The following is a 20,945-nucleotide window of genomic DNA, read 5'->3' as shown; positions in this document are numbered from 1 at the left end:
GTCTAAACGATCCATCCCACCAAAAGCAGAGGCCCCGCAATCCATGATTGCGGGGCCTCTGATCTTCTCTGCGGTTCACGCCGCCAAGTGATTCAAACCTATCAGACGGGGATAGCTGTCGCCGCCGGTTGCGGGGTGATTTTCGAGGCGATCAGCAGGCGCAGGCGGGGCACCAGCAGCAGCAACACCACGCCGCCCGCCAGCGAGCCCCAGCCGAGCATATTGAACACCGAGCTGTAGCCCGGGTTGGTGGCGACCGGGGTGCTGCCGATATTTTGCGGCATGGCGCCGGAGACATAGCCCGCCAGCACTGAGGCGACGCCGGTCACCATCATCCAGCAGCCCATCATCAAGCCTTGCAGGCTGGCGGGGGCCAGCTTGCCAATCATGGCGTAGCCGATGGGGGAGATCAGCAGCTCGCCAAAGCTCTGCAGCATATAGCTGATGGCGATCCACTTGAAGGCGATCAGCCCGTCGGCCCCCGCCAGATGAATGCCGAGCGGCAGCACTAGCATGCCGAGCCCCATGCAGAACAGGGAGGCGGCAAACTGGGAGGGGATGTCGATATTCCACCCTTGTTCGCGCAGCCGCTTGAACAGCAGCGCCATCAAGGGGCCACCGATGACGATGACGAGGGTGTTGATGTTCTGGATCCACTGGGGGGCGACCCGCAGCCCGAACACATTGAGGTTGATGTTGTGCTCGGAGAAGAGCATCAGCCCCATGGGCGCCAGCTGGTAAAGCGACCAGAAGATAAGAGAGCCGAGGGCGAGGATCAGGTAGGCCACCATGCGGCTGCGCTCGGCGGCGTCCGGGTGGCGGGCGGTCATCACGCAGAGCAGCACCAGCACCACGGCCCCCAGGATCAGCACGAAGCTGCCGCTGAAGCTGGCGTGGGTCAGCAGCAGGCGCAGCGCCGGCACCAGCATGGCCAGAATGGCGAGGCCACCGAGCATTCGCAGATAGAAACCACTCCCCTTGATATGGCGCAGCGGGGTGCTGATATCCGCCAGAATCGGCCAGCAGGCGAAGGTAGCGATGATGGCGATGATGTTGCCCAGCGTCGCAAACAGGAACAGGGTGCGGTAATCCTCGGTGAGCTGGAAGTAGCCCGCCACCGTGAAGCCGATAAAGAAGCCCAGATTCATCCCGGCGTAGTTCCACAGGAAGGCACTCTCGCGGCGGTGATCATCCGGGGCGAAGCGCTGGGTCAGCATCATGTTGAGGCAGGTGACGTTGAGGCCGCTGCCGGTAAGGAACATGGCGAGCCCCCAGTAGAGGCCGGTGATCCCCATCTCGGCGATGAAGTAGCAGCCGATCACCTGCAGCACCATCCCCATCACGAACAGGTTGCGGTTGCTGAGGTAGCGCCCGCCGAGATAACCGCCAAACAGGTGCAGGCCATAGTTGAAGGCCCCGAAGACCCCCATCATGGCGTTGGCCTGGGATTCGCTAAAGCCGAGCCGCTTGGTGGCGTAGAGCACCAGGGTGGAGTAGAGCACGGCAAACCCCAGGGTCGAGAAGGTCTGGATAAAGAACAGCGCCCCGGAGCCGGGGGGAATGGTGGGGTGTTGATTCGAAGCGCTCACGGTCTGTCTCCTGTGAGAGAAGAAAGTCATAACTCGTCCTGAGAGCGTACCGGTCTGCTGCCGGCTAGCCTTGTGCGCTTCCATGCTAGTCTGAAGGCCGGTCTGTCATTTAGCGGCCAAGCGGTGCAAATAGCCATACCTGAAATTTAATCCGGCGCGATTAATTGCTTTTTATTGATCTATTCCGCCTTTTTATGCGTGATTGAGTCATGGTTGTAGCTCGGCTTACCACGCGATTGCGGTACGGTTGATGTGAGCCAGTCGGCTATTTAGTGCCGATTATGGCGCTGTGGTGGGATCTGCGTCCCACTTTGTTGTCCCGAAACGCAGCTGGCACCAAGCCGTTGTATCGCAGGTTGTTTATTCATCCTTGGGCATTGAATGAATAAATATCGGTAAGAGAAGGGGTAGCCTCAGGGTGACTTGCGCGTGTTCTCTCTTTGCTGTCGAGAGGGTGAGGGGAGGATAGAACAACGCCCGGCGGGCCGGGCGTTGTGGTGCGACTGATGGGCGGCGAAAGCGGCCTTAGAAGTCGTGGTAGAGCGGCCAGCCGAGCAGCGGGTGCTTGAGTCCGGCGCGCATCTCGATGTTGTCGAGCTTCTCCGGCGAGGCGTTCTCTTTTTGCAGCAGCTGGTACTGGCGCACAAAGCCGAGGGTGTGCAGCAGGTTGGGCACAAAGCCCGGGCTCAGCTCCTGACGCAGGGCGGCGGCCATGTCGGCTGGCAGCGCGCTCAGCATCAGGGCGAGCTGGGCGGCGAGGTAGTCTGTGTCGTACCAGCGCTCGTCGAGCTCAATCTCCCGCGCCAGTTTGCGCTTGAGATCCTGCTTCACCTTGAGCGGGGCGGCGCCACTGCCCTTGCCGCAGAGGATGCGGTAGAGCAGCGCTTCGGCCAGCTTGTCCTCCATGGTGGGGTGGTCGCTCTCGCAGGCGAAGAAGTGCTGGTCGATGAGCTCCATCAGGCGGCTCTTGTTGTGCTCGGTCAGTGCCTTCTCGTACTCCTGCCACCCTTGCCACTCCTCCACGTCGGGCGGGCTCGAGATCTTGTCCAAGAGCCGCGCATCCACGTCACCGTAGAGGCTGTTGCCAGCCTGCTTGGGGCTGACGGTAATGAGCATCGACCAGCCCTTCTGGAACGGCTTGATGGGGCCTTCCGGCGCCTGCAGCAGCGCCAGCGCCTTGGCCGGATCCCGCGCCGAGAGCTCCTGCAGACCGAGGCTCACCACGCCGATGACGTCGTGGGCCGCCTGCTCCAGCAGGTGCATCTTGTACTTGTTGTAGTACTTGTCGGCGAATTTGAGGCTCATCAGCACCGCCTTGCCCTTGATGGCGGCCAGCTGTTGCTCGGTCAAACGTTCATTGTCGCGGCCAAAGCGCAGCACCTGGGTCAGAAAGGGGCCCTGGTTGGCATCGCGAATGACTAACTGCATGAATGGGCTCCTTAATCCAGAAAGCTGAACATGTCGTCGACGTCGCCGTACTCGTCTTCCTCGACCTTGTTCTTCTCTTTGGCCTGCATCACCAGCTCGGCGGCAAACTTGTTGATGATGCCGTCCCAGGTTGAGTGCTCGTTGCGCAGCAGCGCCTTGATGGCTTTCTCCACCTCGGGGGCCAGCTCGCGAATGAGCATCAAGAGGCTGCGCGGGTCGTCCAGCGCATAGTCGTGGACATCTTCGCTCTGCTGGCGCTCGCTGTAGCGAAGGGACTCTTCGAGGTCTTCCTCTTCGGCGTGCAGCACGTCGCGATAGCCTTCGTCCTCTTCATAGCGTTCGCCGCGATAGAACTCGATAAAGGGGATGGCGAGGTAGAAGAGGCCGGCCGGATCTTCGGCCACGCATTCGAGGATCTCGCGCTGCTTGGCTTCGCTATCCTGGGTGCGGATCAGGTAGTTGAGGAAGTCGAAGGTGTGCTGTTGCAGCTCGTCGGCGTTGTTCTTGATCGCCTCTTCCCAGTAGAGCGGCTGCTGGCAGACGATGTCGCGGATCCGCTCCGGGGTCATCAGCTCGGAGATGATGGAGGGGAAGGAGATATCGTGCTGGCCGTTAATCTGGGTCAGGGTAACGATATCAATGTTTTCAATCACTTCTGCCAGCTGGTCGTCAGACATGGTCTTGGCGATCAGCTCGAATTTCTCGCTGGCCTGCTTCGGCTCGATAACGGCCAGCTCTTTGATCTCGATGGCGGTAATTTCTATCAGACTGTTGCTCATGCCTTGCCCCAATTAGAAACGGACTTCGTCGTACATATCCTGATCGCCGTCGTCATCACCATAGCGGTCACTGCCGCCGTGGTAGTCGGCGTCGGCATCTTCCCCGTCTTCATCTTCTTCGTCGCGCAGCTCATAGTCGTCATCGCTGCGGTGGCTACCGCGCGGTAGCGGGTTGTCGAGCAGGAACAGCACGGCGCAGGCTTCCATCAGCTGATCTTCGCTCTGGGCCCGCACCGCCTTGACCAGCGGCAGGGCGGCGTTGTTGAAGCCGACGCTCACCTTGAACTCGTCCCAGCCCGGCTGCTCCCCGCTGGTGAGCCACTTGTTCCACTGTGACTTGGCCTTGGCCGGGAACTGCACCCGGCCATAGAGGGCCAGCGGCAGATACTCGGGCATAAACTCCAGCATGCTCATATCGGCCAGCAGCAGGCTCTTCATCTGGTCGGTGAACTGTTCCAGCCCCTTGGGGTCGTCCTGATCCCGGTAGGATTCGATGTTTTCGCTGGCATCGCTTTGCAGCGACTTGAGCCGCGCCCGGTCCCATCTCTTTTGCATAGTTGCTCTTTCTGCCTGCTGTTTTAGGGGTAGAACTGATCCCACATCTCCTGCATGGCGGAGGCGGGGTCGGTCACGATGACGTTGTTGAAATCCTTGATAAAGGCGGCCCGCTGTTTCGGATCGGACAGCACTTCATAGGCCTGCTTTACCTGGTGCAGCTTGATGGCTGCCTGCTCTTTCTCTTCTTCACTGGCCCCGTGCAGCTTGTCGGGGTGGTACTGGTTCGACAGCCGACGATAGGCTTTCTTGATGTCGTTTTCGCTGGCGTTGGACTTGACGCCCAGCACCCGAAAGTAGTTGTTCATGGCAGATCCTGCATCACTGGCATCATAGGATTCACGCTGCGAGTGCCTGATGGTGGGGATTGGCAAACCAGGCACGGCAAAAACCCGTCATTTTAACGGAAACAGCCCGCCAACGCGATGAGTTGGGCGATCAATTAACGGGCGAAATGAAGAGGGGTCAGTTGAGTGCCTATTGTTGCCAGTCGGTCTGGCCAGTGCAAGGGCGGCGGGGCAAAAGCGATGAAAAAACGGGCAGGAAAGGGGCGGGCGGCAGGCCGGGGTAAGGCTGCCGCCGCAGGGGTTACTCCTCCCAGAAGGAGGCGGAGGTGTGGTAGATCATCTTCTTGCTCATCCCGCCATCGACCACCAGATTGGCGCCGTTGATAAAGTCGTTCTGGGGATCCGCCAGAAAGAGGCAGGCGCGGGTGATGTCGTCGGGGCGACCGACCCGGCCACTCGGGTGCTGGCGATGATCCGCTTCGGTCAGTGTGTGGTAATCCTCCGCCTGGATCCAGCCCGGACTGATGGCATTGACCGTGACGGGGTAGTCTGCCAGCGAGTTGGCGAGGGACTGGGTGAGAGCGACCAGCGCCCCCTTGGAGGCGCCGTAGGCATCCCAACCCAGTTCGTTCTGCTGCCAGCGGGTGGAGGCAATATTGATGATGCGGCCATAAGGCAGATCGCGGTTGGCCTGCACAAAGGCGCGGGCGCAGAGCATGGCACCGCGCACATTGACCGTCATCACCTGGTCGAACTGGGCTGCGCTCAGCTCCTCGAAGCGGGTGTGGAACTTGCTGATGGCGCCGTTGTTGATCAGCAAGTGGACGCCGCCATGCTGTGCGCGTACCTCAGCAAAGAGCCCCACGATGGCCTGCTCGTCCCGCAAATCGAGCGGGTGAAAGTGGATCTCGGGATGGTCAAAAGCGTGAGGAGTCAGATCGGTGGCGATCACCCGATAGCCCGCCTCGGCCAGCCCGATGCAGAGCTGGCGGCCAATCCCGCCAGCGGCGCCGGTGACCAGCACAATTTGAGGTTGGTTGGTCAGCTCGTTCATTGTGCCGCTCCATTGCGCGCCCGCAGCACCTTGATGAGGGCTGACACCTCCTGCTGACCAAATCCTTGCGCCACCCCTTCCTCAAACAGATCGGCGGCAAAGCGCGGGAAGCGGCTGTCTATCCCGGCATCGGTGGCATGACCGGCGAGGCGGCTGATGGCGGCGCTCCAGGTTTTCAGGCTGGCGTAGGGGTGATCGAAATCGCCGCTCGCCAGTGTCTTGCCAAGGTGGGCCACATCGCCCCCCAAAATCGGCGACAGCTCGCTGAACTGGGCGCACACCTTGGCCACCGGCAACCCTTCCGCCTCGCAGATCAGCGCGCCGTGCAGGGCACCGAGCAGGCCACCGGCAAAGTAGGCTGCGACGGCACAATCTTGCGCCGCGGCGGCGCCCACCGCCTCGGCCACATGGTCGAGGGTGGGGGCGAGCAGGCGCAGCACCGGCTCGGCGTCGCTAAAGGCAGCGCTGGCCCCCGAGCAGATGATGCTGGCATCAGTGGTGCCGATCTGATCCGGGAAGCAGAGGATGGCGCCATCGAGATAACGGGCGCCGCGGGCGTGGCTCCAGCTCTCCAGCGCTCTGGCCCCCTGCGGGCTGCCGGTAGAGAGCTGCACCAGCAGTTTGCCCGCCACCACATCGCTCGCCTCATCCAGCAACTGCTGGCTGACGGCGTAGTTATCGACGCAGACAAGGGTGATATCGCTTGCGGCGATGGCCGCGCCAACCGAGGGGGCGAGTGTCGCACCCAGCGCTTGCAGCGGGGCCGCCTTGGCGGCGCTGCGATTCCAGACGGTGACCGGATGGCCCGCCTTGAGCAAGGTGGTGGCGAGGGCGGAGCCCATTGCCCCGAGGCCGATGACAGAGAGATGGCGCATGATGGCTCCTGACGGTGTTGATAGACGCTGATATAGAAAATTGGGATGCCTTGTGGCAGGTGAACCACTATATTTGCCCCGTGTCGCCGTGAAAAATGGCTTTTATGACTGTCTGGTATAGGTGAATTCTATGGATGTGCGAACCTTGCGTGCGTTTGTCGCTGTCTTCGAGGAGGGCAACATCACGGCGGCTGCCACCCGCCTTTTCATTACCCAGCCCACCCTCTCCACCACCATCAAGACGCTGGAGGATGAGCTGGGGGTGACCCTGTTTGTGCGGCAGGCGCGCGGGGTGGAGGGGACCGAAGCGGCGCACCGGCTCTATCCCCGCGCCAAGCGGCTGATCGCCGACACCGACTCCCTCGCCCGCGAATTCCGTGAAACCTCCCCCTGCCTCGAGGTGACGGTGGGGATTGAGGCTGATCTGGGTGATGGCGTGGTGGGGGCGCTGGTGCAAGGAGCGCTCGCCCACGAGGAGATCCTGCTGACTCTGGAGGAGGGCTGTTGTGGCGATGTGCGGCTGGGCTGTGAATCCCTGCGTTGCAGTGACGAGCTCTTTATCCCCCTGCTGGAGGAGGCGTTTGTGCTGGTGCTGCCGCCGGATCACCCGCTGACGGGCAAGGGATCGCTCACCCCGGCTGAGCTGGCGGACGAGCCCTGGGTCACCTGCCCGCGCCACGACTCCCACCTGCGGCTGATCGCCATTCTCGGTAATCAGGCGCCGCTCTATCCACGGCGGGCGGGGTCGCTGCGACTGGCGGCGACTATGGTGGCCGCCGGGGCGGGGATCGCCTGGTTGCCCCGTTCGCTTTGTCCGCCCGGCTGTACAGTCGCCGAGCTGGCGGCTTCTTCCTTCAAGCGGCGGGTGGGGCTCTGCTACGCCCCCGATGCGTTGCGCTCGGTGGCGGTGACTGCCCTGCTGGAGCAGGTGCGCGGGATGCAGCTCCCCGCCTGATGTCGGGATAAAAATGTCGGCATAAAAAAGGGCCATCCGGTGGGATGGCCCTGTTGTAGGCAACGATGCTGGCGTGGCTAGAGCGACGCCCACCAGAGCCGCAGCTGCAGGCCCCACTTCGAGCTCCAGCCGGTGGTGATGCTCACAAGCGTCCCATCCTTGATAACGAGGAAAGTCGGGGTGACCCCCACCTGCCACTTGGCAGCTAGCGCTCCCGACTCGTCGTTGTGGGTCGGGAAGGTGAGCCCCTTCTTGCTCATCCCCTTGGCTAACTGCTCCGAATTGCCGGAGCGCAGCGCCACCGTCAGCACGTTTTCCCCCTCTTGCCAGAGCTGCTGCACCGCCGGGGTGGTGAAACGGCACACCCCGCACCAGCTGGCCCAGTAGTAGACCAGCAGCGGCTTGCCGCGGCTCAGGGTAGCGAGATCCGTGCTGCTGCCATCCTGCAGAGTGACGGGGGCGCTCATCGCCCCCTCTGGCAGGGTCGGGCTGCGCCACAGATCGAGCAGGGTCGAAATGACCAGCGCCATCAGCAGCAGCCAGAGCGCCTCCTTGCCCCAGCGGCGCCAGCGGGGTTGAGGATTGGTGGTCATCCCTTACCCCTGCTTGGCCAGTTCGGCCTTCACCAGATGCTCCAGCTCCTCATAGGGGATGGCGCCCGGCACCAGCTGGTTGCCGATAAGCGTCGCCGGTGTGCCCTGTACCCCCAGAATGGTGCCGATGCGCAGGCTGTTGCGCAGCTCTTCGGTCGCCTTGGCGGCCGGTTTGAGCGCGGTGTTGCCGGTGGCGGCCAGCGCCTTGTTGATGTCCGCCTCGGTCAACATCCCCTGCTTGCTCATCAGCTTGTCGTGCAGGGTGAGGAAGCGGGCGGGATCTTGCTGCCACAGGGTCAGGCTGTATTGGGCCGCCTTGGCGGAGGTTTGTCCCTTGAACGGCAGCAGCTTGATCACCAGCCCCAGATCGTCCGGATAGGCCTTGAGCAGCTTGGTCAGCTGGGGATCGAACTGCTTGCAGTAGGGGCAGTTGTAGTCGGTGAACAGCACCAGCGTCAGCTTGGGGTTTTTGGCGCCGAGGCGTGGGCTGGTGGCGCTGTTAAACAGCACATCCTTGTTGCCTTTGATGAAGTTGCCAAGCTGCGCCTCCTGGGCTGCCGCGTTCTGTTTCTCCCAGGATTCGGCGGCCTCGTCGAGGATCTTGGGGTTGGCGATCAGGGTCTCGCGGATCAGCTCCTTGATACGTGCCTCCTGCTCCGGGGTGAAGGGGGCGGCGTGCAGGGCCGGAGCCAGCAGGGCTGCGGAAAGGGAGGCCAGCAGGGTCAGGGCGCTCAGAGTCGGTTTCATGGTTGCTCCTTAAAATCGGGTGGTGCCAGCCTGAAGCAGGCCAGCCTTGTGCAATGTGGTCAGCAGATCGTCCTTGTCGAGCAGGGGCGACAGCGTGACCCCCTGCGGCAACTCCGGGCCGTAAATCTGGTTGAAGGGGACGGCCGCCGCGCCCCGCCTACGCAGGAAGGCGGCGATGGTGTCGCTTGGTTTGCTCCAGTCGCCGCGCAGGGCCACCACATCGGGGGCAGAGAGGGCCTGTTGCACCTCATCGCGCAGCAACACGTTGTATTTGTTGGCCTTGCAGGTGACACACCAGTCGGCGGTGACATCGATAAAGACCCGCTTGTTCTGGGCCAGCGCATCTGTGATGGCGCGCTCAGAGAGCGGCTGCCAGACCACCTTGTCAACGCTGGCCGAGCCCTGCGCGCTAAAGGCGCCGCTCAGCAGCAGGGGGCTGCCAATCAGGGCGGCGAGGGCGATCGCCAGCGTGAAGCCGCGGATGCCGTAACGCCAGATGATGCCAGTCAGCAGCGCCAGCAGCATGGCAACCATCAGCCAGCCGGTGGCATAGCTGCCGAGATGGTTGTCGAGCAGGCTGGTGAGCCAGAGGCTGGAGCCCAGCATCATCAGGCCGAGCAGGATGCGCAGATGGTTCATCCAGCGCCCCGGTTTCGGCAGCCAGAGGGCGAGCCGTGGCAGGGCCGCCACCAGCAGCCAGGGCAGGCTCATGCCAATCCCGAGGGCGGTGAAGATCAGCCAGAGCTGGCCAAGTGGCGCCACCAGCGCAAAGGCCACCGCGGTACCGAGGAAGGGGGCCGAGCAGGGGGTAGCCAGCAGAGTAGCGAAGCTCCCCTGCAGGAAGTGACCGCTGAGGCCGTTGCCGCCGCTGGTGGCGAGGCGGGTGCTGAGGGCGCTGGGCAGGCGGATCTCGAACAGCCCCAACAGGTTGGCGCAAAACAGCAGGGTGACCAGCACCATCAAGCCGATAAAACCGGCGCTCTGGAACTGGATGCCCCAGCCAACGGCCCCTTGCGTGGCGCGCAGCAGGCTGCTCATGGCCGCCAGCACCCAGAAGGAGGCGATGATCCCGGCGCTGGCGGCGAGGAACTGCTTGCGCACCGCTCCCTGTTCACGCTCCTGATGTTGCAACACAGTTCCCAGCTTGAGCGCCAGCACCGGCAGCACGCAGGGCATCAGGTTGAGGATAAGGCCGCCGAGCAGCGCCGCCCCCAGCAACCAGAGCAGCGAATGACTCTGGTTGGGCAGTGCGAGCGGCGCGCCGATCGTCCCCTTGCCCTGCCACGCCTGCTCGCCACTGGTGAGCAGCAGGCCGAGGGATTGACCGCGCAGATCCGGCGCATCCCCCTGCCAGCCATCGCTCACCGGCACCCGGGCGATCAGGGTGTTGCCCTCGACCTCAAGTGCCGGTTTGCCAAACTCGGCCCCCTCCAGAGCGTCGATAAAGAGCGCTGGTGATTGCCAGCCCTCTGCTCGCTCGGCGCGCAGTTGCAGCTGGTTGTGCTGATAACCGAGCTCGACCCGGGTTTCGGCAGGCAATTGCTGGGGCAGGTTGCTGATGGCCTTGGCCCAGCCGAAGTCGAAACCGGCTGGCGCTCGCCCATCCACCGTGAGGGTGAAGGGAAAGTCGGTCAGGATGCAGACATTGCTGCAGGTGGAGAGGCGTAGAGTCCCCTTGAGCGGTTGCCCGGCGGGATAGTTGAGGCTCAGAGGGAAGGTCACATCACCCTGATAACCCTGGGTGCTGAGCCCGGCTACCTCGAAGTGGCGTGGCACCGGCCAGCGCCACTGAAAGGCACCGACCGGCTCATCCCAGAGGATCTGGGGGGCAATGCCCCCTTCTCCCGGACTGTGCCAGTAGGTTTTCCAGCCCGACTCCAGCTCGACATCGAGCAGGATGCGGGTCTGATCTGCCGTGCTGCGGTCGGCCTGCAGCCGTACCCGGGCGTGATCATTCTGTGGGCTGGTGAGCCAGCCCGTGTTGCTGGCCAATCCCATGGATTGCCACAGCAGACCGCCCAGTAGCAGGGCCGCCTTGAAGAGATTCGACATCTTTTTGGTCTCGCAAAAATTGAGTGACAGCTAACGAAAGAACGCTGCCGAACTCATTCCCGCCAGACGCAGAGGGTGAGGTGCAGACGCCGCTCGGGCGGCGAGATGACTCTGGGAGGGGGCAGTGGCGGTGTGTAGCGCCAAAGGGGGGCCAGCAGGGCGATCAGCACGGCCACGGCAAAGAAGAGCTGTTCGACGCAGAGCAGGGTGGCGGCGCTCAGCCACTTGCCGTTGAGCTGGCAGCTGGTGGGCTGCGGGCTGGCCGGTTTGGCATCCTCTTGATCCGTTGCCGAGCCTGGAACGGGCAGCGCCTGACAGCTGAGGGCGTGATCGAGCAGGGCAAGCCGGGCCAGCGGCTGGGCCGCACAATTGAGCACCAGCAGGCAGACCAGCAGCAGGAGATGTTTCGCTACCCGTTGTTGCAACATCATGTTCGCCCCGTCCATCAAGATGGGGCCATCCTAACGACCAATGACGGGTGGGGCAAGTCGGCGGCGTATTGATGAGCAGGACTGTGGGTGGCGCGACGGGGAGGGTGGTCGGTTCTGTTTGGCGAACGCTTGTTCGCTAAAAGGGGGATCAGTATACTGCGCCGAGTTAAAACTCGAGGTGTTCGATGCTCAAAATTGCCCGTGTGCTGCTGCTTGGTCTGCTGCTCATTTTCTGGTTCCTGTTCGGCCTACTGCTCTGTCTGGTTCGTCCGCGCCATCCCAACAACGTCTATGTCTTCGCCCGCATGTATCACGCGGTCTGCCCGCTGATCGGGCTGCGAGTCAAGGTGACGGTGGCCGACGAGGTCAAATCGGTCGGCCCGGCGGTCTACGTCTGCAACCACCAGAGCAACTTCGACATCTTCACCGTGACCGGTGCGGTGCAGCCCGGTGTGGTAGCGGTGGGCAAAAAGAGCCTGCTCTGGCTGCCGCTGTTCGGCCTTATCTTCTGGCTCTCCGGCAACGTGCTGATCGACCGCTCCAACCGCTCCCGTGCCATCGGCACCATAGGTCAAGTGGTGGATCGTATCAAGAACCGCGGCACCTCCATCTGGATGTTCCCGGAAGGGACCCGCTCCCAGGGGCGTGGCCTGCTGCCGTTCAAGGCGGGCGCTTTCCACACTGCGGTACAGGCTGAAGTTCCCGTGGTGCCCATCGTCTGCTCCAGCTACTTCGGTCAGGTCGACCTCAATCGCTGGGACAACGGCGAAGTGCTGGTGGAAGTGATGGCGCCGGTCTGCAGCAAGGAGCACGGTGCCAGCGGCATTCGCGATCTCTCCGACACCTGCCGCGCCCGGATGGAGGCCAAGCTGGCCGAACTGGACAGCAAGCTGGGCCACAGCCACGCCGCCTGACGGATAGCGCAGACGAATCTACAAGGGAGCCACAGGCTCCCTTTTTTGTTGGTGAAAATCACCACCTGGTTGGCTATTTTCACCAATAAACCATCCTTGAGTTTCCTCATTAAATTCCCATCTATATGTAAAACAACAATAATTTTTCTTGGCACGGCTCTTGTAATGCAATGGGAAGAGATAGCCATCCCATCAACAAGGAGCCAGACCATGAGCGTATTCAGCCGCCTGACCGACGTGATAAATGCCAACCTGCACAGCCTGCTCGACAAGAGTGAAGAGCCGGAGAAGATGCTGCGCCTGATGATCGAAGAGATGGAGCAGGTGCAGGTCGAGATGCGTACCCAGGCCGCCCGCGTGATTGCCGAACAGAAGCAGCTGGAGCGTCACCAGCAGGCGTTGCAGGCGCAGATCCTGGAGTGGTCGGCCAAGGCCGAGCTCGCCATTCAGAAGGGACGTGAGGATCTGGCCCGCGCAGCCCTCACCGAGAAGCTGGCGGAGGTCAAAAAATGTGAACAGCTGGAGCAGGACAAGGCCCGGGTGGCCGAGGTGCTGGCCCAGCTCACCGCCGACAGCGAGCGGCTGGCAGCCAAGCTGACCGAGGCGCGCGAGAAGCAAAAACTGCTGACCCTGCGCGAGCAGACGGCCCACAGCCGCATTCGTGCTCGCGCCCAGGTGGACAACCAGCGGATGTATGAGCTGATGGCGCGCTTTGATGGTTTTCAGGGCCGGGTCGATCAGCTGGAAGCCCAGCTGGAGGCGGCCACCCTGGGGCAGAATCCCTCGCTGGAGGCCCAGTTCCGCGAGCTGGAGCTCAATGACGAGATCGAGCGCGAGCTGGCTCGCCTCAAAGGCCAGAAGGCGGAGGTGTAATCATGAGCCCCTGGCCCAAGGATCTGGTGCATCGCAAGCTGACCGGGGTCTGCGCCGGTATTGCCAGGCGGTTGGGGGTCTCCAGAGTCACGGTGCGGGTGGTGGCACTGCTCGCCCTGATCCTGATGCCGCCGCTGGCACTGGCCGCCTATCTGCTGGCGGTGCTGATGATGCCGCCCCGTTATGAATTGAAGCGCTGGCTGGATTGACCGAAGGGTTGATCAGCCGGCAGAGAAGGTACTGATAAGGAGCAAGTTATGCTGGAATTTTTCATATTGCTGGTGGTGCTGCTGGTCATGGCACTGACCGGTTTTACCCTGGTAGCCATGTTGCTGGTGAGCGGCCTGTTCGTGCTGCTTGGGGCACTGGGCGGCATGCTTGCTCTGATCATCAAGCTGGCCCCCTGGTTGTTGCTGGTGCTGGCAGTTTGCTGGCTGATCAGTAACCGCAGCAAGCGTTCCAATACCTACCTCTAACCCGCCTGAGGTTGTGCAAGACGTTGTGTGATGCTCCCTGATTTCCCCTTTCCGGCCACTCATCGAGTGGCCTTTTTTTGCCTGTCGTCCTCAAGGCTGGGTGGCTGCGGGTAACCACTGGGGGCTCCAGCTCTGCCAGAGTGCCGGGCTGTGGATCAGCTGCTCCTTGAAGGATTTTGGCTGCTGCTTGAGGCGGTATTCGATGCGCAGGGCCGCCCCCTTCTCGCCGACTTCCTGTTGCCACGCCAGCGTCAGTGGCCCCTTGCCGCGCAGGGCGCGAGCGCCCTTGCCACTCTGATGCTGGCGCAGGCGGCGCAGCGGGTCCGTGCTAATCCCGGTATAGAGCAGGCCGGTGGCAGTACGCACTATATAGACAGACCAGCGGACAGGGGTGGATGGTTGCGGCGCTGGAGTGGTGGTCGCGGGTTCTCTCATTCAAATTCTCTGTGCCAAACTCAGAGGCAGCTCAAGGAGGTGCGATGAGAGTCTGGTTTTGGTTGTGGTTACTGTTGTCGGTCCCGGCTCTGGGGGAGACGATCCGTCTCTACGATTACCATCAGCATCCCCCCTTCAACACCGGAGTGGATGCAGGGCTGAGCCGCGAGCTGGTCAAGTATCTCAATGAAAAGCTGGGGGGTGAACCCAGAATCGAGCTTTGGCTGGTCAATCGCGCCCGACTGGCGCTGGAGATGGCAGATCCCGACTTTGACGGTCTGGTGGTCTGGGTCAATCCCGCCTGGGTGGGGGATCCCCATCGCGAGCGTTATCTCTGGACTTTCCCGGTGATGCGCGACACCAATGAGCTGGTCTCGAACATAGACAAACCGGTCACCTATCGCGGGCCAGACTCCCTCAAGGGGTTGGTGTTTGGCGGGGTGGAGGGCTACCGCTATCAGGGGATCGATGATGCAGCTGGCCGCGGGGAGCTGGTGCGTCAGGATGCCAAGAAGGTGAAGACCAACCTCGAGCTGCTGGTGCGCGGCCGCATTGATGTGACGCTGGTGAGTGGTTCGTCGCTGGGCTTTTTCATCGACTCACAGCACTATCAGGGCAAGCTGTTTATCTCGCCCTTCCCTCAATCCAGCTATACCCGCCATATCCTGCTGCCCAAATCCCGTCCCGAGCTGCATGCCACCCTCAACGACATCGCCGAGCAGATGGACAGGGATCCCCGCTGGCACAAGGTGTTGGAGTCCTATCGCGGTACGCCCTGAGGGCGGCGCTTGAGCCGATGCAGTGGCAACAGGCTCACCAGCAGACCTGCCCAGACAAAGGCGAAACCGACCGCCTTGATGGGGTCCGGCGCCTCACCAAACCAGTAGATGGCGAGCAGGAAGGCGAGGCTGGGCTCGATATATTGCAGCAGCCCCACCGTGCTCATCCGGGTTCTCGCCACTGCGTAGCAGAAGAGCCCCACCGGCAGCAGGGTGGCGGGCGCACTGCCCATCAGCAGCAGCTTGTCGGCCAGATCCCCGTTCACGAATGCCCCTTCCCCGTGCCACGCCAGCGTGCCGATGATGATCAGCGCGACGGGCAGTTGCACCATGGCTTCCAGATAGAGGCTGGAGCCGGTGTCGTAGTGGATCTTCTTCTTGATAAGGCCATAGCAGGCGAAGTTGGCCCCCATGATGAGGGAGAACCAAGGGAGTTGGCCGTAGCAGAACAGCATGTAGGCGAGACCCGCCAGCGCCAGGGCGACCGCCAGATGCTTTTGCGGGGTGAGTCGCTCTTTGAGGAAGATGACGGCGAATACGATATTGAACAGCGGGGTCATAAAGAAGGCGAGGCTGGTGGTCAGCACCTGCCCGGTAGTGAGGCACCAGGTGAACATGCACCAGCTGATCGACATGACGGGGCCCGCCAGCAGAATGAGGCCGAGCTGGCGCGGCTCGCTGCGCAGTTGTGCCCAGGGCACCTTGTGGCCAAGCAGTAAAAACAGGGCACCCAGCAGCACCACAGACCAGAGCACCCGGTGGGAGATGAGCTCCCACATGTTGACCTCAGGCATGAATTGATAATAGAGCGGCAGCATCCCCCACAGGATGAAGGAGAGGGTCGCGGTGCCGGTACCTAGCCAGTTTTTCATTATTTTCCGTTTATTAAATTAAACACCCATGGCGATAGTAGGGGGCGCGCCCTGTTTCCACAAGAGGGAAAGCAGGGAAATGCTGGTACTATCAACGTCATGCAGCGAATCGATAAGTTGTTTGAGCAAATCAGGGCCTGCCGTCTGTGTGAGGCTCATCTGCCGCTGGGGCCTCGTCCGGTGATCCGCGGGGCCGAGAGTGCCCGCCTGCTGATCATCGGTCAGGCGCCCGGCACCCGGGTGCATGCCAGCGGTATCCCGTGGGATGACCCCTCCGGTGACAGGCTGCGCCAGTGGCTCGGGGTCGATAAGGCCACCTTTTACGACCAATCCCGCATCGCCATCATGCCGATGGGGCTCTGCTATCCCGGCAGGGGAAAATCCGGCGATCTGCCACCCAGACCCGAGTGCGCACCCACCTGGCACGACAAGGTATTGATGCTGTTGCCCAATATCGAACTGACCCTGCTGATCGGCCAATATTCACAAGCCTACTATCTGCGGGGGGCTGCCAGGGGATCGCTCACCGAAACGGTGCGCAGCTGGGCCGACTATGGCCCCGGCTGGCTGCCGTTGCCGCATCCCTCCCCACGCAATACCCTCTGGCTCAAAAAGAATCCCTGGTTCGAACAGGAGATTGTCCCCCATCTGCAGCAAAGGGTCGCCCCTTTGCTGGAACGACCCTGAGCGCTTAAAGCGCCGGTTCGGCCAGCGGTTTTGGTTTGCTGCGGGCCATGGCGATGAGCGGCAGGACGATGCAGATACAGCCCAGCAGCAGCGGCAGGCCGGGCTGCTCGTCAAACAACCATACCCCGATGGCCACCGCCATCAGCAGACCGGTGTACTCCGCCGAGGCGATCTTGCTCGCCTCCGCCTTGCGATAGGCCACCACGCACAATCCCGCATAGACCATGATCAGCGCCGAGGAGCCGAAGGCGGGCCACCACATCTGCCACTGCCAGTCGCCTCCTTCCCATAATGCCAGCGCCAGAATGAAGGGCATGCTCAGCACGTTGGTGAAAAACAGGGTCTGGGCGATGGGCTGCTTGAGCGGGATCCGCTTGATCAGCAGATTGTTGAGCGCCATCGACAACGCCACCCCGAGCGCCGCCAGTGCGGCCCAGTTCACTTCGGTCGGGCGCAGCACGATCAAAACCCCGATAAATCCGATGACTGCGGTCAGCACCTTCTGGCGCGAGATCGCTTCTCCTGCCATCCACACCGCCAGCGGCACCATCATCAGGGGGGCGGCATAGAAGAGGGCATTGGCGGTAGCGAGCGGCAAGCGGGTGAGGGCCACCACCATCAGGCAGACGCCGACCGCCCAGATATGGGCCCGCAGCAGGTGCCACTTGATGGCCACCGGTGGGTTGCGGCGCCATGACCAGAGCAGCCAGGGCATCAGCAGAATGGCGGCCGAGAGCTGGCGGAAAAAGACAAACTGGAAGATGGGCTGATCCGGCTCCAGCACCTTGACCAGTGCATCGGAAAAAACCGCCACCATATTGCCCAGCACCAGATAAAGGATGCCGATCCCTACTGCATTCATACCACCTCCCACTTCAGATTCGGGGAGGGTAGCGTGCCGGTTGATATCCAGTAAAATGATAAAAAATGACCATTCATGAGATATTTAGATAATGAAGCTTCCTCCCCTGCGTGCGGTGCAATATTTCGAGGTGGTGGCCCGGCTACTCAGCTTCTCCCGCGCCGCCCTTGAACTGAACGTCAGCCAGAGTGCGGTCAGCCACCAGATCCGCCTGCTGGAAGATTTTCTGGGTGAGCGCTTGCTGCTGCGTCAGGGGCGGTTGCTCTCGTTGACACCCCAGGGGGAGAGCTACTTCGAAGGGATTGCTGCTGGGCTCAGCCAGATTGCCCAAAGCAGCGAACAGCTGCGTGGTGGTGGCGAGATGCGAGTCCGGCTCGCAGTCTACAGCTCCTTTGCGGTGAAGTGGCTGATCCCCCGCCTGGCCGGATTGCGCCAGCTCTACCCCGAGCTTGATTTGAGTCTGGAGATGGTGGCGGAAGACCCCGAACTCTCCGATAGGGTGGCAGACTGCTTTATCACAGTCTCACCCCACGGGCGTGGCTACTGCCACGACCTTATCTATCAGGAGCGGCTCTTTCCGGTCTGTAGTCGCCGTCTGTTGCAGCAGATCAGCGGGGAGTGGCCCGAGGCAATCTGGCAGTTGCCGCTGCTCTCGGTGCAGTCCATTTACAAGGCGCGGGGGGAGGATTGGCAGCGCTGGGCCAAGGCGGGTGGCTTGGTGATCCCTGACGAGGCGCGGATGCACCACTTTAGCCATGTGCTGCTGGCGATGGAGGCGGCGGCCTGGGATCAGGGGGTGGCGTTCGTGAATGACTACATGCTGCGGCCCGATGATCCCCAACTGGTGGCCTTGCCGGTACACCAGCTGGAGACGGGGGATGCCTTCTACTTTACCTGCAAACGCTCGCGGGCCCATGAGCCCGCGATCAGCCGGTTGCGCCAGTGGCTGATGATGGAGACACGCCAGAGCATGCCGCTCTAGCCTGCGCTGTTACGCTCTTTTGAACTGGCTCAGCACAAACAGGCTGGTGGCGCAGACTACGACCGAGGGGCCTGCCGGGGTGTCTTGATACCAGGAGAGGGTCAATCCACCCAGCACGGCGAGACAGCCGATCAGCGCGGCAAAGCCAGCCATCTGCTCCGGCGTCTGGCTGAAGCGGCGGGCGGTGGCGGCGGGGATGATCAGCAGGGAGGTGATGATCAGCGCGCCGACAAACTTCATCGCCACGGCGATCACCAGCCCGATCAGCAGCATCAATACGCAGCGCAGCACATCGACCCGGATCCCCTCTACCCGTGCCAGCTCTTCCGAGATGGTCATGGAGAGCAGGGGATCCCACAGTCGCCACAGGGTGAGCAGCACCAGCGCGCCACCGCCGTAGATCCAGAGCAGATCCATCGGTTGTACCGAGAGCAGGTCGCCGAACAGGTAGGCCATCAGATCCACCCGCACGTTATCCATAAAACTCAAGGTAACCAGACCGAGGGACAGGGCGCTGTGGGCCAGAATGCCGAGCAGGGTATCGGTCGCGACCTGCTGGTTGCGACTCATGATCACCAATAGCATCGCCATGGCGAGGCAGCAGACCACTACCGCTAGGGTGAGATCGACCTGCAGCAGGATGCCCAGCGCGATGCCGAACAGACAGGCATGGGAGAGGGTGTCGCCAAAATAGGCCATCTTGCGCCATACCACGAAGCTGCCGAGGGGGCCGGCCAGCAGGGCGATGCCGAGACCGGCCGCGAGGGCGTATAACAGAAAGCTGTCCACTTGAATGTCCTGTTGCTTGCGCTATTTGCTGTGAGCGTTGTTGCGAGAGGGCAGGCGGATGACGGGAGCCTGCGGTTCATGATGATGGTGTTCGCCGTCACAGTGATGGTGGTGGGTATAGACCGCCAGCACCTCCTGCTCCGGTCGCCCGAACAGGCGGGCAAATTCGGGATGGCGGGCCACGCTCTCAGGTTCGCCGTGACAGCAGACATGGCGATTGAGGCAGATCACCTCGTGGGTGCTGGCCATCACCAGATGCAGGTCGTGGGAGACCATCAGCACGGCGCAATTGAATTCGGCGGCGAGCTGGCCGATCAGGGCGTAGAGCTCGATCTGGCCGGTGATATCAACCCCTTGCACCGGTTCGTCCAGCACCAGCAGCTCGGGCTTGACCAGCAGGGCGCGAGCCAGCAGCACGCGCTGCATCTCGCCGCCGGAGAGTTTTTGCATCCGGTTTTCCAGCAATCCCTCTGCGCCCACCCGGGTCAGTGCCTCCTCGATGGAGAGGCGGCTATTTTTGCCCAGTTGCAGGAAGCGGCGCACCGTCAGCGGCAGGGTGGGATCCAGATAGAGGCGCTGTGGCACATAGCCGACTCTCAGATCGCGGCTGCGGGTGATCTTGCCCGAGTCCGGGGTGAGCAGACCCAGCACCAGCTTGCTCAGGGTGCTCTTGCCTGCCCCGTTGGGGCCGACTAACGTGGTGATTTTGCCTTTATTGAGGGTAAAGGAGACCTTGTCGAGCACAGAGCGTCCATCAAACGAGAGAGAGACCTCTTTCAGCTCTACCAGTTGGCTCATGACAACTCCGGGGTTTACAGCCAGTGAGAGTTATAATATAACAAAAAGCGGCTGTTATATTATCACATACTCACCCCCTGACGAGATTCACCAATGAGAATTATTGCGCTTTTCACTGCCCTGCTGGCGGTGAGTTTGCCTGTTCGTGCCATTGAGGTACTGACCACCATCAAGCCCCTTGGCTTCATCGCCGCGGCGATCACTGAGGGGGTGAGCGAGCCCAAGGTATTGTTGCCGACCGGCGCCTCGCCCCACGATTTCTCCCTGCGCCCCTCCGATATTCGCAGCATCAACGGTGCTGGGCTGGTGGTGTGGGTTGGCCCCGAGCTGGAAGGGTTTATGGCCAAGCCGTTGGCCAATCATTCCCATGCTCTGGCCTTGACTCAGGTTGAGGGGATGCCGCTGTTCAACTACGCGACTCAGGATAGTCATGACTCCCATGATCATGATGATCACGATCATGCCGCCCACGAGCACGGTGATCATGATGAAGGGCATGAGGGACATCATCACGAAGGGGTCGATCCCCATATCTGGCTTGGCCCGACGCAGGCCAAGGTGATTGCCAGGGCGATCGCAAGTGAATTGGGCAAGCTGGATCCGGCCAATCAGGCTCGCTATGACTCCAACCTCGCGGCATTTGATACCAAGGTGGATGCCAAAGACAAGGTGATTGCTGGCCAGATGAAGGCGGTGAATGAGAAGGGGTACTTTGTCTTCCACGAGGCGTATGGCTACTGGGAGCGCCACTACAGCATGAGTTCAAAGGGTCACTTTACCGTGAGCCCTGAGCGTCGCCCGGGCGCCAAGACCCTGGTGGATATTCGCAAGGCACTGGAAGAGAAGCAGGCGAGCTGCATTTATGCCGAGCCGCAATTCTCACCGGCTGTGATCGAATCGGTGGCACGCAATACCGGCGCCAAGGTGCTGTTGCTTGATGAGGTGGGTGAACAGGTACCGCTCGGCCCGGATGGTTATCCCCAATTCATGCAGCAACTGGCAGACGCATTTGCCCAGTGTCGCTGATCAGCGGCTGAGCCTCTCATCCGGAGGGGCTATACTGACCTCCAGCATCTGACATGGAGTGTCCGGTATGAAATGGTTGTTGATCCCGGCCTGCACGTTGGCGCTAT

General features: G+C 61.8%; 25 protein-coding genes. 9 read left to right on the top strand and 16 right to left on the bottom strand.

Annotated features, from left to right (window positions below; genetic code table 11):
* Positions 1-101: 101 nt before the first annotated feature.
* The 7 genes from AB5Y82_RS07795 to AB5Y82_RS07765 all read right to left on the bottom strand — a co-directional run bounded on the left by AB5Y82_RS07795 (position 102) and on the right by AB5Y82_RS07765 (position 6,567).
* Positions 102-1,589, bottom strand: coding sequence for a peptide MFS transporter (locus tag AB5Y82_RS07795; RefSeq protein ID WP_368173831.1), 1,488 nt, complete (start codon positions 1,587-1,589; stop codon positions 102-104).
* A 525-nt stretch (positions 1,590-2,114) separates the two neighbouring features.
* Positions 2,115-3,017 carry a hypothetical protein gene (locus AB5Y82_RS07790; RefSeq protein ID WP_267518691.1) on the bottom strand — a complete coding sequence of 301 codons (903 nt, stop codon included), beginning with the start codon at positions 3,015-3,017 and terminating at the stop codon, positions 2,115-2,117.
* A gap of 11 nt (positions 3,018-3,028) precedes the next feature.
* Positions 3,029-3,796 (bottom strand): hypothetical protein, encoded by a 768-nt coding sequence (locus AB5Y82_RS07785; RefSeq protein ID WP_139733520.1) that lies wholly within the window; start codon positions 3,794-3,796, stop codon positions 3,029-3,031.
* A 12-nt stretch (positions 3,797-3,808) separates the two neighbouring features.
* Positions 3,809-4,351, bottom strand: coding sequence for a hypothetical protein (locus AB5Y82_RS07780; RefSeq protein WP_368173830.1), 543 nt, complete (start codon positions 4,349-4,351; stop codon positions 3,809-3,811).
* Positions 4,352-4,374: 23 nt separating this feature from the next.
* A complete protein-coding gene (locus tag AB5Y82_RS07775) occupies positions 4,375-4,659 on the bottom strand; it encodes a DnaJ domain-containing protein (RefSeq protein ID WP_005343121.1) in 285 nt (94 codons plus the stop codon).
* Between the two features lie 280 nt (positions 4,660-4,939).
* Entirely contained in the window at positions 4,940-5,692 is a 753-nt protein-coding gene (locus AB5Y82_RS07770) for an SDR family NAD(P)-dependent oxidoreductase (protein ID WP_368173829.1), read from the bottom strand.
* A complete protein-coding gene (locus AB5Y82_RS07765; protein WP_111900259.1) occupies positions 5,689-6,567 on the bottom strand; it encodes an NAD(P)-dependent oxidoreductase in 879 nt (292 codons plus the stop codon). The genes AB5Y82_RS07770 and AB5Y82_RS07765 overlap by 4 nt, the downstream gene beginning before the upstream one ends.
* Positions 6,568-6,697: 130 nt before the next feature.
* Between AB5Y82_RS07765 and AB5Y82_RS07760 the strand changes: the two genes are divergently transcribed.
* The gene (locus tag AB5Y82_RS07760; protein WP_159144380.1) at positions 6,698-7,522 is read left to right on the top strand and encodes a LysR family transcriptional regulator; all 825 of its coding nucleotides are present in this window, start codon (positions 6,698-6,700) and stop codon (positions 7,520-7,522) included.
* Between the two features lie 77 nt (positions 7,523-7,599).
* On the opposite strand, the gene AB5Y82_RS07755 is transcribed toward AB5Y82_RS07760, so the two are convergent.
* Genes AB5Y82_RS07755 through AB5Y82_RS07740 form a run of 4 tightly spaced genes read right to left on the bottom strand, consistent with a single transcriptional unit; the run spans position 7,600 to position 11,345 of the window.
* Complete coding sequence (locus AB5Y82_RS07755) at positions 7,600-8,115, bottom strand: protein disulfide oxidoreductase (RefSeq protein WP_159144379.1); 516 nt, start codon at positions 8,113-8,115, stop codon at positions 7,600-7,602.
* Between the two features lie 3 nt (positions 8,116-8,118).
* Positions 8,119-8,862 (bottom strand): DsbA family protein, encoded by a 744-nt coding sequence (locus AB5Y82_RS07750; protein ID WP_159144378.1) that lies wholly within the window; start codon positions 8,860-8,862, stop codon positions 8,119-8,121.
* A gap of 9 nt (positions 8,863-8,871) precedes the next feature.
* On the bottom strand, positions 8,872-10,914 hold the full coding sequence (locus AB5Y82_RS07745; RefSeq protein ID WP_159144377.1) for a protein-disulfide reductase DsbD: 2,043 nt from the start codon (positions 10,912-10,914) through the stop codon (positions 8,872-8,874).
* Positions 10,915-10,967: 53 nt separating this feature from the next.
* On the bottom strand, positions 10,968-11,345 hold the full coding sequence (locus tag AB5Y82_RS07740; protein WP_005354882.1) for a hypothetical protein: 378 nt from the start codon (positions 11,343-11,345) through the stop codon (positions 10,968-10,970).
* 185 nt (positions 11,346-11,530) lie between these two features.
* Between AB5Y82_RS07740 and AB5Y82_RS07735 the strand changes: the two genes are divergently transcribed.
* The 4 genes from AB5Y82_RS07735 to pspG all read left to right on the top strand — a co-directional run bounded on the left by AB5Y82_RS07735 (position 11,531) and on the right by pspG (position 13,608).
* Positions 11,531-12,259, top strand: a complete 729-nt coding sequence (locus AB5Y82_RS07735) for a 1-acylglycerol-3-phosphate O-acyltransferase (RefSeq protein ID WP_019446682.1) — start codon at positions 11,531-11,533, stop codon at positions 12,257-12,259.
* Between the two features lie 210 nt (positions 12,260-12,469).
* Positions 12,470-13,132: a phage shock protein PspA gene (gene pspA / locus AB5Y82_RS07730; protein ID WP_111900254.1), complete on the top strand. Its 663-nt coding sequence runs from the start codon at positions 12,470-12,472 to the stop codon at positions 13,130-13,132.
* Positions 13,133-13,134: 2 nt separating this feature from the next.
* Positions 13,135-13,341 carry a PspC domain-containing protein gene (locus tag AB5Y82_RS07725; RefSeq protein ID WP_043826074.1) on the top strand — a complete coding sequence of 69 codons (207 nt, stop codon included), beginning with the start codon at positions 13,135-13,137 and terminating at the stop codon, positions 13,339-13,341.
* A 48-nt stretch (positions 13,342-13,389) separates the two neighbouring features.
* Positions 13,390-13,608, top strand: coding sequence for an envelope stress response protein PspG (gene pspG, locus AB5Y82_RS07720; RefSeq protein WP_005335871.1), 219 nt, complete (start codon positions 13,390-13,392; stop codon positions 13,606-13,608).
* A 90-nt stretch (positions 13,609-13,698) separates the two neighbouring features.
* Here the strand turns inward: pspG and AB5Y82_RS07715 are convergent, their stop codons facing one another.
* Positions 13,699-14,043 (bottom strand): GIY-YIG nuclease family protein, encoded by a 345-nt coding sequence (locus AB5Y82_RS07715; protein ID WP_111900253.1) that lies wholly within the window; start codon positions 14,041-14,043, stop codon positions 13,699-13,701.
* 44 nt (positions 14,044-14,087) lie between these two features.
* Between AB5Y82_RS07715 and AB5Y82_RS07710 the strand changes: the two genes are divergently transcribed.
* Positions 14,088-14,822, top strand: coding sequence for an ABC transporter substrate-binding protein (locus tag AB5Y82_RS07710; RefSeq protein ID WP_111900252.1), 735 nt, complete (start codon positions 14,088-14,090; stop codon positions 14,820-14,822).
* Here AB5Y82_RS07710 and rarD read toward each other — a convergent pair.
* Positions 14,804-15,694 (bottom strand): EamA family transporter RarD, encoded by an 891-nt coding sequence (rarD, locus tag AB5Y82_RS07705; RefSeq protein WP_005363056.1) that lies wholly within the window; start codon positions 15,692-15,694, stop codon positions 14,804-14,806. The genes AB5Y82_RS07710 and rarD overlap by 19 nt on opposite strands.
* A 99-nt stretch (positions 15,695-15,793) precedes the next feature.
* Here rarD and AB5Y82_RS07700 point away from each other — a divergent pair, with 99 nt between their 5' ends.
* A complete protein-coding gene (locus AB5Y82_RS07700; RefSeq protein ID WP_111900251.1) occupies positions 15,794-16,381 on the top strand; it encodes a uracil-DNA glycosylase family protein in 588 nt (195 codons plus the stop codon).
* 4 nt (positions 16,382-16,385) lie between these two features.
* Here AB5Y82_RS07700 and AB5Y82_RS07695 read toward each other — a convergent pair whose 3' ends face one another.
* The gene (locus tag AB5Y82_RS07695; RefSeq protein WP_005335858.1) at positions 16,386-17,243 is read right to left on the bottom strand and encodes a DMT family transporter; all 858 of its coding nucleotides are present in this window, start codon (positions 17,241-17,243) and stop codon (positions 16,386-16,388) included.
* 91 nt (positions 17,244-17,334) lie between these two features.
* Here AB5Y82_RS07695 and AB5Y82_RS07690 point away from each other — a divergent pair, with 91 nt between their 5' ends.
* The gene (locus AB5Y82_RS07690) at positions 17,335-18,225 is read left to right on the top strand and encodes a LysR substrate-binding domain-containing protein (protein WP_042052463.1); all 891 of its coding nucleotides are present in this window, start codon (positions 17,335-17,337) and stop codon (positions 18,223-18,225) included.
* Between the two features lie 9 nt (positions 18,226-18,234).
* On the opposite strand, the gene znuB is transcribed toward AB5Y82_RS07690, so the two are convergent.
* Positions 18,235-19,014 (bottom strand): zinc ABC transporter permease subunit ZnuB, encoded by a 780-nt coding sequence (gene znuB / locus AB5Y82_RS07685; protein ID WP_005354863.1) that lies wholly within the window; start codon positions 19,012-19,014, stop codon positions 18,235-18,237.
* A 21-nt stretch (positions 19,015-19,035) separates the two neighbouring features.
* Positions 19,036-19,812 (bottom strand): zinc ABC transporter ATP-binding protein ZnuC, encoded by a 777-nt coding sequence (gene znuC, locus AB5Y82_RS07680; RefSeq protein ID WP_005363049.1) that lies wholly within the window; start codon positions 19,810-19,812, stop codon positions 19,036-19,038.
* 93 nt (positions 19,813-19,905) lie between these two features.
* On the opposite strand from znuC, the gene znuA reads away from it, so the two are divergent.
* Positions 19,906-20,838, top strand: coding sequence for a zinc ABC transporter substrate-binding protein ZnuA (gene znuA / locus AB5Y82_RS07675; protein ID WP_368173828.1), 933 nt, complete (start codon positions 19,906-19,908; stop codon positions 20,836-20,838).
* Positions 20,839-20,945 lie beyond the last annotated feature (107 nt).

This window comes from Aeromonas sp. s13, from assembly GCF_040907905.1.
In the GTDB taxonomy this organism is placed as follows: domain Bacteria; phylum Pseudomonadota; class Gammaproteobacteria; order Enterobacterales; family Aeromonadaceae; genus Aeromonas; species Aeromonas veronii.
Note: the sequence above shows the minus strand (reverse complement) of the source record. Positions and strands in the feature narration are given on the sequence as shown.

Coding starts and splice junctions, on each gene's coding strand:
- AB5Y82_RS07785 (WP_139733520.1), bottom strand. CDS start 3,796: ATGAGCAACAGTCTGATAGAAATTACCGCCATCGAGATCAAAGAGCTG.
- AB5Y82_RS07755 (WP_159144379.1), bottom strand. CDS start 8,115: ATGACCACCAATCCTCAACCCCGCTGGCGCCGCTGGGGCAAGGAGGCG.
- AB5Y82_RS07745 (WP_159144377.1), bottom strand. CDS start 10,914: ATGTCGAATCTCTTCAAGGCGGCCCTGCTACTGGGCGGTCTGCTGTGG.
- AB5Y82_RS07770 (WP_368173829.1), bottom strand. CDS start 5,692: ATGAACGAGCTGACCAACCAACCTCAAATTGTGCTGGTCACCGGCGCC.
- AB5Y82_RS07740 (WP_005354882.1), bottom strand. CDS start 11,345: ATGATGTTGCAACAACGGGTAGCGAAACATCTCCTGCTGCTGGTCTGC.
- pspA (WP_111900254.1), top strand. CDS start 12,470: ATGAGCGTATTCAGCCGCCTGACCGACGTGATAAATGCCAACCTGCAC.
- AB5Y82_RS07700 (WP_111900251.1), top strand. CDS start 15,794: ATGCAGCGAATCGATAAGTTGTTTGAGCAAATCAGGGCCTGCCGTCTG.
- AB5Y82_RS07775 (WP_005343121.1), bottom strand. CDS start 4,659: ATGAACAACTACTTTCGGGTGCTGGGCGTCAAGTCCAACGCCAGCGAA.
- AB5Y82_RS07725 (WP_043826074.1), top strand. CDS start 13,135: ATGAGCCCCTGGCCCAAGGATCTGGTGCATCGCAAGCTGACCGGGGTC.
- rarD (WP_005363056.1), bottom strand. CDS start 15,694: ATGAAAAACTGGCTAGGTACCGGCACCGCGACCCTCTCCTTCATCCTG.
- AB5Y82_RS07715 (WP_111900253.1), bottom strand. CDS start 14,043: ATGAGAGAACCCGCGACCACCACTCCAGCGCCGCAACCATCCACCCCT.
- AB5Y82_RS07765 (WP_111900259.1), bottom strand. CDS start 6,567: ATGCGCCATCTCTCTGTCATCGGCCTCGGGGCAATGGGCTCCGCCCTC.
- AB5Y82_RS07695 (WP_005335858.1), bottom strand. CDS start 17,243: ATGAATGCAGTAGGGATCGGCATCCTTTATCTGGTGCTGGGCAATATG.
- znuA (WP_368173828.1), top strand. CDS start 19,906: ATGAGAATTATTGCGCTTTTCACTGCCCTGCTGGCGGTGAGTTTGCCT.
- AB5Y82_RS07735 (WP_019446682.1), top strand. CDS start 11,531: ATGCTCAAAATTGCCCGTGTGCTGCTGCTTGGTCTGCTGCTCATTTTC.
- AB5Y82_RS07790 (WP_267518691.1), bottom strand. CDS start 3,017: ATGCAGTTAGTCATTCGCGATGCCAACCAGGGCCCCTTTCTGACCCAG.
- AB5Y82_RS07780 (WP_368173830.1), bottom strand. CDS start 4,351: ATGCAAAAGAGATGGGACCGGGCGCGGCTCAAGTCGCTGCAAAGCGAT.
- znuC (WP_005363049.1), bottom strand. CDS start 19,812: ATGAGCCAACTGGTAGAGCTGAAAGAGGTCTCTCTCTCGTTTGATGGA.
- AB5Y82_RS07710 (WP_111900252.1), top strand. CDS start 14,088: ATGAGAGTCTGGTTTTGGTTGTGGTTACTGTTGTCGGTCCCGGCTCTG.
- AB5Y82_RS07690 (WP_042052463.1), top strand. CDS start 17,335: ATGAAGCTTCCTCCCCTGCGTGCGGTGCAATATTTCGAGGTGGTGGCC.
- pspG (WP_005335871.1), top strand. CDS start 13,390: ATGCTGGAATTTTTCATATTGCTGGTGGTGCTGCTGGTCATGGCACTG.
- AB5Y82_RS07760 (WP_159144380.1), top strand. CDS start 6,698: ATGGATGTGCGAACCTTGCGTGCGTTTGTCGCTGTCTTCGAGGAGGGC.
- AB5Y82_RS07750 (WP_159144378.1), bottom strand. CDS start 8,862: ATGAAACCGACTCTGAGCGCCCTGACCCTGCTGGCCTCCCTTTCCGCA.